Annotated in this window: 8 protein-coding genes; 7 read left to right on the plus strand and 1 reads right to left on the minus strand. The window is 77.6% G+C overall.

The window, feature by feature from the left end; genetic code table 11:
• Window positions 1-91 precede the first annotated feature (91 nt).
• A complete protein-coding gene (locus VER05_RS11660; RefSeq protein ID WP_324845521.1) occupies window positions 92-949 on the plus strand; it encodes a helix-turn-helix transcriptional regulator in 858 nt (285 codons plus the stop codon).
• Here the strand turns inward: VER05_RS11660 and VER05_RS11665 are convergent.
• A complete protein-coding gene (locus tag VER05_RS11665) occupies window positions 946-1,419 on the minus strand; it encodes a DUF6234 family protein (RefSeq protein WP_324845522.1) in 474 nt (157 codons plus the stop codon). The genes VER05_RS11660 and VER05_RS11665 overlap by 4 nt on opposite strands.
• A 135-nt stretch (window positions 1,420-1,554) precedes the next feature.
• Between VER05_RS11665 and VER05_RS11670 the strand changes: the two genes are divergently transcribed.
• The 6 genes from VER05_RS11670 (at window position 1,555) to VER05_RS11695 (ending at window position 12,424) form a co-directional block, all read left to right on the plus strand.
• On the plus strand, window positions 1,555-4,383 hold the full coding sequence (locus tag VER05_RS11670) for a glycosyl hydrolase 2 galactose-binding domain-containing protein (protein WP_324845523.1): 2,829 nt from the start codon (window positions 1,555-1,557) through the stop codon (window positions 4,381-4,383).
• On the plus strand, window positions 4,380-5,771 hold the full coding sequence (locus tag VER05_RS11675) for a GH1 family beta-glucosidase (protein WP_324845524.1): 1,392 nt from the start codon (window positions 4,380-4,382) through the stop codon (window positions 5,769-5,771). Before VER05_RS11670 ends, VER05_RS11675 begins: the two co-directional genes overlap by 4 nt.
• 86 nt (window positions 5,772-5,857) lie before the next feature.
• Window positions 5,858-7,756 (plus strand): hypothetical protein, encoded by a 1,899-nt coding sequence (locus VER05_RS11680; protein WP_324845525.1) that lies wholly within the window; start codon window positions 5,858-5,860, stop codon window positions 7,754-7,756.
• Complete coding sequence (locus tag VER05_RS11685; protein ID WP_324845526.1) at window positions 7,753-9,348, plus strand: FAD-dependent oxidoreductase; 1,596 nt, start codon at window positions 7,753-7,755, stop codon at window positions 9,346-9,348. Before VER05_RS11680 ends, VER05_RS11685 begins: the two co-directional genes overlap by 4 nt.
• Before the next feature lie 125 nt (window positions 9,349-9,473).
• A complete protein-coding gene (locus VER05_RS11690; protein WP_324845527.1) occupies window positions 9,474-11,339 on the plus strand; it encodes an MBL fold metallo-hydrolase in 1,866 nt (621 codons plus the stop codon).
• Between the two features lie 32 nt (window positions 11,340-11,371).
• Window positions 11,372-12,424: a LacI family DNA-binding transcriptional regulator gene (locus VER05_RS11695; protein WP_324845528.1), complete on the plus strand. Its 1,053-nt coding sequence runs from the start codon at window positions 11,372-11,374 to the stop codon at window positions 12,422-12,424.
• Window positions 12,425-12,603: the final 179 nt, after the last annotated feature.

Below are 12,603 nucleotides of genomic sequence, written 5' to 3' on the forward strand. Positions count from 1 at the left end.
TCGCCGGGCCGTGGCTCCGGGGCGCCGGGCACGGTAGGAACGACGGCGGGGCCGCGCGCACGCGCCGTCCCGGACCGCGGGAGGGCGGCGCATGGAGATCGACCGGGCGGGGCTGGCGGAGTTCCTCCGCCGGCGGCGGGAGTCGCTGCAGCCGGAGGACGTCGGCCTGCCGCGGGGTCCGCGCCGCCGCACGGACGGGCTGCGCCGCGAGGAGGTCGCGGTGCTCTGCCACATGTCGACCGACTACTACGCCCGCCTCGAGCGCGAGCGCGGCCCGCAGCCGTCCGAGCAGATGATCGCCTCGATCGCGCAGGGCCTGCACCTGTCGCTCGGCGAGCGGGACCACCTGTTCCGGCTGGCCGGTCACCACCCGCCGGCCCGCGGCGCCAGCGGCGAGCACGTCGGCCCGGCGCTGCTGCGGATCCTGGACCGGCTGCAGGACACCCCGGCCGAGGTCGTGACCGAGACGGGCGAGACCCTGCGCCAGACCCCGGCCGGCGTCGCGCTGACCGGCGACACCACCCGGTTCACCGGGCCGTCGCGCAGCCTCGGCTACCGGTGGTTCGCCGACCCGGGCGCCCGCGCGCGGTACGAGCCGGAGGACCACGCGTTCCTGTCCCGGCTGTACGCCTCCGGGCTGCGCGAGGTCCTGACCCGGCGCGGCCCCGGCTCGCGCGCGGCGCGGTACGCCGAGCTGCTGCTGGACCGCAGCGCCGAGTTCCGGGAGCTGTGGGAGCGGCACGAGGTCGGCCTCCGGCCGCGGGCGACCAAGCGGTTCGTGCACCCCGAGGTCGGCGCGCTGGAGGTCGCCTGCCAGACGCTGGTGGATCCGGACCAGTCGCACCTGCTGCTCGTGTACACCGCCGTGCCGGGGAGCGAGAGCGCGGAGAAGCTGCGGCTGCTCGCGGTCGTGGGACGGCAGCAGCTGGGCGCGCCCGCGGAGGGCTAGCCGCCCAGGCAGTCCCCGCTGCCGCTGTAGCAGGGGACGTAGTCGGGCCCGGGCCGGTTGTCGGGCGGGTCGACGGCGAACCGGTCCGAGGGCACGGCGAACAGCACCGCGGCGACCAGCCCGACGACCAGCAGCACCGTGCCCGCCACGACGGCCCCGGTGTGCTCGCCGACGATCGCCGCGCCCGTGCCGACCAGCAGCAGCACCACGCACGCGGTCGCGGTGACGACGTACCGCGTGCCGTCCTCCGCGCTCGCGACGGCCTGCTCGCCGAAGAACGCCAGGTACACGTCGAGGTACTGCCAGAACAGCACCGGGACGAGCGCCGCGCCGCCGAGCAGGGCGACGACCTCGACGACGCGGGCGCGGTCGGAGCGGCGCCGGTCGCGCGCGGCGCGGGCCCCGGGGTCGTCGGGCGCGGGCGCCGGGGGCGCGGCGCCCTGGTCGTCGTCCAGCCGTGCGTCCGCCATCGCGCCCCCTCGTCGGTCGTGCTGCCGAGTGTGGCAGCGCGCCGGCCGCGCGCGCGGGCGTTCCGGCGACGCGATCCGGCTGCCCGCGCGTTGCCCCGCCGCGCCGGGGTGTGGTTACGTAGTCGTATGGCATCGATGCCACATCCGCCGACCTGCGACGACGCCCCGGCCCCCGCACGCGGGTTGGGCGGGCGCGTGCTCGACCTCACCGGCCCCGGCTGGCTGGTCCGCGAGGCGCTCGGGGACACCTGGCGGTGGTACGTCGACGCGCCGGTCACGGCCCGGAACAACGCCGCGGACGCCGCCCGCGCCGCCGCCGCGACCCCCGGCTGGTGGCCCGCCGCCGTCCCCGGCTCGGTGGTCGCCGACCTGGCGCGCGCCGGCGAGCTGCCCGACCCGTACCGCGACCGGAACAGCCGCGCGGCCGAGTGGACCGGCGCGCGGCACTGGGTCTACCGCCGCACCGTCGACCTCCCCCGGCTGGGGCCCGGCGAGCGGGCCGTGCTCGAGCTCGACGGCGTCGACCCGTCGGGCACGGTGCTCTGGGACGGGGAGCCGGTCGGCCGGGTCGAGGGGCTGTACCACCGGCTGCGCGCGGAGGTCCCGGCGGCCGCGGCGGCGCCGGGCGAGCACCGGCTGGCCGTCGTCGTCGACCCGGTGCCGGCGAACGAGCCGCAGGTCGGGCGGACGGAGCGCGTCCGCGTGCACCGGCCGCGGATGACCGAGGGCTGGGACTTCTGCCCGCGGCTGCCGCACCAGGGGCTGTGGCGCCCGGCGCGGGTGGTGGTCGACCGGGTGCACCTGGCGGACGTGACGGTGCGCGCGGACCTCGTGGGCGCCGCGGGGGTCGGCGAGATCGGTGGTTCGGCTCGAGATCGGTGGTCAGACGCACCGATCTCGGCCGGGAGCACCGATCTCGGCGCCGCGGCCGACGGGGTCGTGCGGGTGCGCGCGGCCGTCGAGGTGGGGGACGGCGGGGACGCCGCGGTCGAGGTCCAGGTGCTCGACGCCGCGGGCGCCGTCGTGGCCGCCCGGCGGGTCGACCTCGCCAGCGCCCCCGGCCCGGCCGCCCCCGGCGCGCCCGCGGCCCGGCCGCTGGACGTCGCCCTCCGGGTCCCCGCCCCCGACCTCTGGTGGCCCCGCCGCCTCGGCAGCCCTACGACGTACACCGTCCGCGTGGCCGCCGCCCCCGGCGGGCGCGAGCTCTGGCGCGGCACCGTCGGGTTCCGCGCCGCGCGCCTGGTGCCGAACGCCGGCGCGCCCGGCGACGCCCGCGGCTACACCGCGGAGGTCAACGGCGTCCGCCTCCCGCTCGTCGGCTGGAACTGGGCGCCCGCCGACGCGCAGCACGGCACGGTCACCCGCGAGCGCGTCGAGCACCTGGTCGGGCTCGCCGCCGCGTCCGGGGCCGCGCTGCTGCGGGTGTGGGGCGGCGGCCTGGTCGAGACGGAGGAGTTCTTCGACGCCTGCGACCGCGCCGGGCTGCTGGTGTGGCAGGAGCTGTCCCAGTCGTCGTCGGGGATGCAGAGCGCGCCGGCGGCGGACCGGGAGTTCGTCGACCTGATGCGCCGGGAGGCCGCGGTCGTGGTCCCGCCGCGCACCCACCACCCGAGCCTGCTGCTGTGGGGCGGCGGCAACGAGCTCGACCTCGACGGGGTCCCGCTGGACGAGGACCGGTCGCCGGTGCTGGCCGCGCTGCGCGACGAGGTCGCCCGGCTGGACCCCGGCCGCGCCTGGCTGCCGACGTCCCCGACCGGTCCGGCGTTCCACCACCGGGCCGACGTCATCGCCGCCGCCCCCGACGACCAGCACGACGTGCACGGCCCGTGGGAGCACCAGGGGCTGACCGGGCAGCACGCGCTCGCCGACGCGGGGACCTGCCTGGCGCACAGCGAGTTCGGCGTCGAGGGGATGGCGAACCGCCGGCTGCTCGACCACCTGGTCCCCGCCGACCGGGTGTGGCCGCTCGACCGGTCGAACCCCGTGCACCGGCACCTCGGCGAGTGGTGGGACAACGCGCCGCTGGTGCAGCGGTGCCTCGGCGGCCGGCTCGCGGACGTCGACGGCTACCGGCGCGCGAGCCAGCACCTGCAGGCGACCGGGCTGGCGTACGCGGTCGAGGCGGACCGGCGGCGCTGGCCGCGCTGCTCGCTGGTGCTGCCCTGGCAGCTCGCCGAGTCGTACCCGAACACCTGGTGCACGGCCGTCGTCGACCACCTCGGCGACCCGAAGCCGGCGTTCCACGCGGTCGCCCGCGCCTTCGCCCGCGACCGCGCGACCCTGCGCACCGCGACGACGGCGTGGGGCGGCCGGGTGCAGGCCGCCGCGGAGGTCTGGCTGTGGTCCGACGGGGGAGCGGCGGCCGGGTCGGCCGTGGTCGCGCGGCTGCGGACCGCCGACGGCGAGGTGCTGGCCGAGCGCCGGTGGGTCGTCCCCGACCCCGTGCGCGAGCCGCGCCCCGTCGGCGACCTCCGGCACCCGGTACCGGCGCTGCCCCGGGCCGCCGTGCTGCTGTGGGAGGTCCGGTGGACCGCGGCCGACGGGGCGGAGCTCGACCACGAGGTCGTCGTCGCGACGTCGTCCGCCGACCTCGCGCCGCTGCTCGACCTCCCGCCCGCGGCGGTCGCCGTCGCCGTGCGGCCCGACGGGCCCGACGCGGTGGTGGTCGAGGTCGCGCACGGCGGCGGCCCGGCGGTCGTGGGGCTCGCGCTGCTGGACGCGCGGCCGGCCGGCGCGCCCGGGTGGGCGGTGCTCGACGGCGACCCCCGCCCGCTGCTGCCGGGCGCCACCCGCACGCTCCGCGCCCGCTGGCACCCGCCGAGCGGGGACGCCACCCCGGACCGCCGGCTCGCCCTCGAGGCCTGGAACCTCCCGGCCGTGGTCGTCGACGCGTCCGCACCCGGCCCGAGCCCCACCCCCGTCCCCGTCCCCACCCCCCGCACCGCCCCGGAGGCCCGCCCGTGACCGTCACCTTCCCGCCCGGCTTCCTCTGGGGCGCCGCCACCTCGGCCTACCAGGTCGAGGGCAGCCCCGACGCCGACGGCCGTGGCCGCTCCGTCTGGGACGAGTTCGCCGCCCGGCCCGGCGCGGTCGAGGGCGGCGGCGACGGCTCGCGCGCCTGCGACTCCTACCGGCGCTGGCGCGAGGACGTCGACCTGGTGACCGGGCTCGGCCTGCGGGCCTACCGGTTCTCCGTCGCGTGGTCCCGGGTCGTGCCGGAGGGCCGGGGGCGGGTCGAGACCCGCGGCCTCGACCACTACGAGCGGTTCATCGACGCCCTGCTGGACCGCGGCGTCGAGCCGGTGCTGACCCTCAACCACTGGGACATGCCGCAGGCGCTGATGGCGGACGGCGGCTGGGCCGGGCGGTCGTCCGTCGACGCGTTCGCCGAGTACGCCGACGCGGTCGCCGGGCGGCTGGGCGACCGGGTCACGTGGTGGGTCACCCAGAACGAGCCGTGGATCATCGCGCTGCTCGGCTACCAGCTCGGCCTGCACGCGCCGGGCGTCGCCGACCTGGGTGCCGCGGTCGCCGCCGGGCACCACGTGCTGCTCGGCCACGGCGCCGCGGCGGACGCGATCCGGGCCCACGCGCCCGGCGCCCGCACCGGGTGCGCGCTCAGCCTGTTCCCGTGCGACCCGGCGACCGGCTCCGCCGAGGACGCCGCGGCCGCGCGGGGCTCGGACGGCTACGTGAACCGCTGGTACCTCGACCCGCTGGCCGGCCTCGGCTACCCCGAGGACACGCGGGCCCACTACGAGCGCGCGCTCGGCCGGTCGCTGGACGACGTGATCCGGCCCGGCGACGAGGACCGGATCGGCGGCCGGCAGGACTGGATCGGCGTGAACTACTACACCCGCCGGGTCATGGCGGCCGCTCCCGCCGGGCCGGACCGCCCGTTCCCGTGGCAGGTCGTGCCGCCGGCGGGCGACGTGCGGCGCACCGACGAGGGCTGGGAGATCGTGCCGGACGCCCTGCGCGACCTGCTGCTCCGGCTGCACCGCGACTACCCGGGCACCCCGCTGATGATCACCGAGAACGGCGGGGTGTTCGGCGACGCGCCCACCCACGACGGCCGGGTGCACGACGTCCGGCGCACCGACCTGCTGCTGGGCCACCTGCGCGCGGTGCACGAGGCGATCGAGGCCGGCGCGCCGGTGGTCGGCTACCTGCACTGGTCGCTGCTCGACAACTTCGAGTGGTCGCTCGGCTACCGGCCGCGGTTCGGGCTGGTGCACGTCGACTACGCGACCGGCCGGCGCACGGTGAAGGACTCGGGACGGGTGTACGCGGAGATCGCCCGCACCGGGACGCTGCCCGACGCCCTGCCCGCGATCGCCCCGTTCGGCTGACGACCCGCCGCCCGCTCGGCTCCCCGCACAACCCCCGCACAGCCCCCGCACAGCCCCTGCGCCGCCGACGCCACCCCCGAGGACCCATGCGCATCACCGCCGCCCCCGGCACCCGCACGATCCACGCCGACGCCTACCTGCTCGAGGTCCGCGCCGACCCGCCGCGCGCCGTGCTCGCCGACCCCGACGGCCGCATCTGGTCGCACCTGAGCCTGCTGGCCTCGGTGGACGTGGTCGGCACTGCGGACGAGTCGTACGACGTCGGGGCCCCGACCGTGCACGACGCGGCCGGCGCCCCGGTCGGCGCGGACCCCCTCGACACCCGGGTCGCCGAGGTCCGGCTCGACTGCGGCAGCACCGCCTGGGGCCGGCGGCGGACCACGCTGCGCTGCCTGCCCGACCGGCTGGAGCTCACCGTCCAGGTCGAGGGCGCGGGCGTGCTCACCGACGTCCGGCTGCTCGGCGGGCGGGCGGTGCTGCGCAACGGCGCGGGCGGGACGTTCCGGTCGTCGACCGAGCACCGGTCGGTGTTCGTGCCGAACCCCACGGAGCCGGTCGACCTGGTCCGCCCCGCGGCCTCGGCGGCGACCCTCGGGGTGGTGGGCGACGCGTCCCCGGGGCGGCTGCACGCGGTGTTCTCGCCGCCGCCGCTGTGCCTCGTGCTGGGCCGGGAGCCCGGGGCGTCGGCGCTCGACGTCCCGGCGGGGGCGGGCTGGCTGGCCCTCGGCCTGGTCGCCCCCGTCGCCGACCTCCGGCTGACCCAGCTGCGCTACCAGCCCGTCGACGGCGGGTTCCTGCTGGAGCTCGACCACGACGCGCACACGGCGGTCGACGGCGCCTGGCGGAGCCCGGCGCTGGTGCTGCGCCCGGCCGACGACCCGTGGGCGGCGCTCGCGGACCACCGCGCGGACCTGGTGGCGGCCGGGGCGCCGGCGGGGCCGGTCGCGCCGGCCGCGGACTGGTGGGCCGAGCCGCTGTTCTGCGGCTGGGGCGCCCAGTGCGCCCGCGCCCCGCTGCCGGGCGAGCCCGCCGCGCACCCGTACCACCTCCAGGACCTGGGCCCGGCCGTGGTGCCGCCGGGGCTGCCGATCGCACCCGACCTCGCCCGGCAGGACGTGTACGACGAGCTGCTGGCCCACCTCGCCGCGCACGACGTCGTCCCCGGCACGGTCGTGATCGACGACAAGTGGCAGCGCGCCTACGGCACCGGCGAGGTCGACCCGGACCGCTGGCCCGACCTGCGCGCCTGGGTGGCCGGGCGGCACGCCGCGGGGCAGCGGGTCCTGCTGTGGTGGAAGGCCTGGGACCCCGAGGGGCTGCCGCCCGAGGAGTGCCTGGTGGACGCCGCCGGGCGCCCCGTCGCGGTCGACCCGGCGAGCCCCGCGTACCGCGAGCGGGTCCGGCGCACGGTCGCGCACCTGCTCGGGCCCGACGGCGTCGACGCCGACGGGTTCAAGGTCGACTTCACGCAGCGCGCGCCCGCGGGCCACTCGGTGCGCCGGCACCCGGGGGGCGGGGCGGGCGGCGGGTCGACCGCCGACGCGCCGTGGGGCGTCGCCGCGCTGCACGCCCTGCTCGGCAACCTGTACCGCGCCGCCAAGGCCACCAAGCCCGACGCGCTGGTCGTCACGCACACCCCGCACCCGGCGTTCGCGGACGTGTGCGACATGGTGCGGCTCAACGACGTGCTGGAGCGGGACACGGCGGGCGCGGTGGTGCCGCTGGCCGACCAGATGCGCGTCCGCCGGTCGATCGCGCGGGCCGCGCTGCCCGGGCACCTCGTCGACACCGACCAGTGGCCGATGCTCGACCGGGCGCAGTGGCGGGACTACGTCGCGGCGCAGGCCGAGGGCGGCGTGCCGGCGCTGTACTACGCGGAGCGGGTCGACCGGTCCGGCGAGCCGCTGACCGCGGGGGACCTGGCGCTGGTGGCGGCGTCGTGGGCGTCGTACCGGGCCGGGCTGCGCGCGGGGTCGCGGGCGTGACCGCCGACCCGGGGTCCGCGGCACCCGTGCCGCCCGCCGCCGCGCCCGCCGCGCCGCCCGCCGGCGCCGACGTCGTCGTGGTCGGCGCCACCTCGGCCGGCGTGTGCGCCGCGGTCGCCGCGGCGGAGGCCGGCGCCACCGTGCTGCTCCTCGAGCCCGGCGACCACGTCGGCGGGATGACGTCCGGCGGCCTCGGGTACACCGACGTGGGCGACCTCCGGGTGCTCGGCGGGATGGCGGCGCGGTTCCGGGCGGAGGTCGCGGCGCACTACGGCGTGCCCGTCGGTGCCTACGCCGGCCCCGAGCCGCACGTCGCGGAGGCGATCCTGCGGCGCTGGCTCGACCACCCGCGCATCCGGGTGGAGCACGGCGCGGCGGTGCTGTCGGCGGACGTGGCGGACCGGGCGATCCGGTCGGTGCGCACCGCGGACGGGCGGGCCTGGGCCGGGGCCGCGTTCGTCGACGCGACCTACGAGGGCGACCTGCTGGCGCTCGCGGGCGTGCCGTGGCGCGTCGGCCGCGAGGACCGGACGCTGCACGGCGAGACCTTCGCGGGCCGCCGCGAGCCCGTCCCCGGCCGGCACGCGTTCCCGGGCTGGGTGTCGCCGTTCGTCGACGACCCGTCGGGGGAGACGGCCGGCGCCGTGCTGCCGCAGGTCCGCGACGTGCCCCTCGCGCCGGTCGGGTCGGGCGACGGCGGCGTCATGTCCTACGGCTACCGGCTCTGCCTGACGACGGCGGCGGACCGGGTGCCGGTCGAGCGCCGCCCGGGCTACGACGACGCGCACTGGGAGCTCGGCCGCCGGCTGTTCCGGTACTGGGCCCGCGCGGGGCACGTCCCGGAGGCGGGGTCGCTGCTCGGGCTCGAGCCGAACCTGCCCGGCGGCAAGGCGGACGGCAACTCGCTCGGGCCGTTCTCGCTGAGCGTCCTCGACGGGACGGCGTGGGAGTACCCGACCGCGGGGCGGGAGCGGCGCGAGGAGATCCGCCGGCACCACCTGCACCACGCCCAGGACCTGCTGTGGTTCCTCACGCACGACCCCGAGGTGCCGGCGCCGGTGCGCGCGGCGCTCGCCGGCTGGGGGCTGCCCGCCGACGAGTTCGCCGACACCGGCCACCTGCCGCACCAGCTCTACGTCCGCGAGGCGCGCCGGATGGTCGGCGAGGTGGTGCTGACCGAGCGCGACCTGCGGGGGCCGACCCGGTGGCACGACGTCGTGGCGATGGGCTCGTACCACCTGGACGTGCGGGAGGTGCAGCGCACCTGGCGCTGGGTGCACGAGCACCCGCGGCCGGTCGGCATGGTCGTCACCGAGGGGTACTACTCGGTGCCGGTGCCGCCGTACCCGGTCCCGTACCGCGCGCTGGTGCCCCGGTGGGCGGACTGCACCAACCTGGTCGTGCCGGTCTGCGTGTCCGCGTCGCACGTCGCGTTCTCGTCGATCCGGATGGAGCCGCAGTACCAGATGCTCGGCCACGTCGCGGGGCTCGCGGCGGCGCGGGCGGCGGCGTCCGGGCGGGCGGTGCAGGCGGTGGACGTGGCGGCGCTGCAGGACGACCTGCGGGCGGCGGGGCAGGTCCTCGCGGTGTGACGCCGCGCGCGGCACCCCGTCCGCGCGGGACGAACCCGGCATAGCGGCCGAAACCGCTGCTGAGCAGCGCTTCTCTTCCGTCTCACCGCTTGTGGCGCCCGATCTGGAATCGATACCATAGAGCCATGCCCGCCACTGCCGACGCCGAGGTCGCCGAGGTCGCGCCCGGCGTGTTCCGCGTCGCCGACACCTGCCACGTCTACGTCGTCCGCGCCGCCGAGCCCGCCGCCGACGGCACCCGCACCGCCGTGGCGATCGACTTCGGCTCCGGCGCCGTGCTCGACCACCTCGAGGCCATGGGCGTCGACCGGATCACCGACGTGCTGATGACCCACCACCACCGCGACCAGGGCCAGGGCCTGCCCCGCGCCGTCGCGGCGGGCATCGCGATCCACGTCCCGCCCGTCGAGCGCGACCTCTTCGACCGGGTCGACGAGATGTGGCGCACCCGCCAGGTGGTCAACGATTACAACCTGCGCGAGGACCGGTTCTCCCTGCTGGACCCCGTCCCGGTCGCCGACGTCGTGCCCGAGTACCGGACCTGGGTGTACGGCGGCGTGCCGGTGCAGGTCGTGCCGACGCCGGGCCACACCACAGGGTCGGTGTCCTACGTCGTCGAGCGCGACGGGCGGCGGCTCGCCTTCACCGGCGACCTCGTCTACGCGCCCGGCAAGGTGTGGTCGCTCGCCGCCACCCAGTGGTCGTACACCGAGAACGAGGGGCCGGCGATGACGGTCCTGTCCTGCTACCTGCTGATGGCCGAGCGCCTGGACCTGCTGCTGCCCTCGCACGGGTGCCCGATGGACGACCCGCAGCACGCGCTCGGCCTGCTGGCGACGCGGATGCGCGGCTACGTCGACTCGCGGCGCCCGCAGCCGTGGGACCTGCGGCTGCGCCTGGCCGAGCCGTTCCAGCGGATCACCGAGCACTTCCTGCTCAACCTGTCGAGCAACGCCTGCTCCTACGTCCTGGTGTCCCGCGACGGGGCCGCGATGCTGATGGACTTCGGCTACGACATGACGACCGGGCTCGCGTCCGGGGGCGACCGTGCGTCCCGGCGGCCCTGGCTCGCGTCGCTGCCGGCGCTGCGCCGGGAGTTCGGCGTCACGACGGTCGAGGCGGTGCTGCCCACGCACTACCACGACGACCACGTGGCGGGCATGAACCTGCTGCGCGAGGTCGAGGGCACCGAGGTGTGGGCGCCGGCGAACGTCGCCCCCGTCCTGGAGGACCCGCTCCGGCACGACCTGCCCTGCCAGTGGTACGACCCGATCCCCGTCGACCGGGTGCTGCCGCTGGGGGAGACGGTCCGGTGGCACGAGTACGAGATCACCGTGCACGAGCTCCCCGGGCACACGCTGTACGCGGCGGCGTTCGAGGTCGAGGTCGACGGGGTGCGGGTGCTCGTCACCGGAGACCAGCAGGACGGGCTCGGCATCCCCGGCAACCGGCGGGAGATCCTCAACTACCAGTACCGGAACCTGTTCCGGGTCACCGACTACCGGGACAGCGCCGCGCTCTACCGCCGGGTGGCGCCGGGGGTCATGGTGTCCGGGCACTGGGAGCCGCGTTGGGTCGACGACGACTACCTCGCGATGCTCGACGCCGAGGGCGAGGAGCTGGTGCAGATCCACCACGACCTGCTGCCGCTCGACGAGCTCGACCTCGGCTCGGACACCCGCATGGCGCGGATCGCCCCGTACCGGTCGGCCGTGCCCGCCGACCGGCCCGCCCGGTTCACGGTGACGGTGCGCAACCCCGCGCCCGAGGAGCGGAAGGCGACCGTGCGCCCGGTGCTGCCGCTAGGCTGGCGCGCGCACCCCGACGAGGCCGTCGTCGCGCTCCCGCCCGGCGGGCACGCGGAGATCGACCTGGACGTGGTGCCCACGGGTCCCGCGGCGGTCCGCCGGCGCCTGGCCGTCGACGTCAGCATCGGCGACCTGCGGCTCGGCCAGCACGCCGAGGCGCTCGTGGACGTCGTGGCGGACTGAGGCCCTCGGGCCCGGGGAACGAGGAGCACTGCATGGAGGCTGCCGCGCCGGGCACGCGCGGCGCGGTGACCGCCGCAGGGCGCCGCGCCACGATCAAGGACGTGGCCGAGGCCGCCGACGTCTCCCGCTCCACCGCCTCGCGCGCGCTCACCGGCCGCGGCTACGTGGCGCCGGCCGTGCGCGAGCGGGTGCGTCGCGCCGCGCAGACGCTCGGCTACGTGCCGGACGCGATGGCGCGCAACCTCCGCCAGCAGGTCAGCCGGTCCATCGGGGTGCTCGTCTCCGACCTGCGCAACTCGTTCTACGCCGACCTCGCGAGCGGGGTCAGCGCGCAGTCCCGCCGGCGCGGCTACGCGATGATGCTCGCCGACGACGCCGGGTCGGTCGAGGCCGAGCTCGAGGCCGCCGAGACCTTCGTCGCGCTCCGCGTCGCCGGCGTCATCCTCACGCCGCTGTCCGCCGAGGTCACCGAGTACCTGGGCCGGCACCGGATCCCCGTCATCGAGGTCGACCGGCAGTTCGCCGAGGGTGCCTGCGACGCGGTGGTCGTCGACAACAAGGCGGCCGCGGAGCGGGTGACCACCGGCCTGCTCCAGCAGGGCCACCGCCGGGTCGCGCTGCTGATCGACGAGATGGACTGGACGACCGGGCGCGACCGGCTGGTCGGCTACCGGTCCGCGTTCCTCGCCGCCGGCCTGCCGCTGGACGACGCCCTCGTGGTGCGGGGCGGCTGGGACGTCGGCGCCGCGACCGGCGTCGCGCGGGACCTGCTCGGCGGTCCCGACCGGCCCACGGCGGTGTTCGCGGCCAACAACGTGCTCGCCGAGGGCGTGTGGCGCGCCGCGCAGGCGCTCGGGCTGCGGGTCCCCGACGACCTCAGCCTGGTGTCGTTCGACGACGCCCCCTGGATGACGATGGTGACGCCCGGGGTCACGGCGGTGGCGCAGGACGCGGTCGCGCTCGGCGAGGCCGCGGTGGGGCAGATGTTCGAGCGGATCGAGAGCCCGGACTCGCCCAAGCGCACCGTGATGCTGTCCGCGGCGATCGCGCAGCGCGGCTCGACGGCGGCCCCGCCCGCCGCCTGACCGCGGCCGACCGCTCGGGTGGAGCGTCCTGCCCGACACGCCGGCGCGTGTCGGGCAGGACGCTCCACCCGTCTCCACTCCCGGCCGACGGCTCGGCGCGACGGGCCCGGCGTGGGCGGCTGACCCGGCGGCGACCGGGCGGCCGGGCCGCCGGCGAACGGCTTGTCTGGCCGCCAAGC

This window comes from Cellulomonas sp. (genome assembly GCF_035634735.1).
In the GTDB taxonomy this organism is placed as follows: Bacteria; Actinomycetota; Actinomycetes; order Actinomycetales; family Cellulomonadaceae; genus Cellulomonas.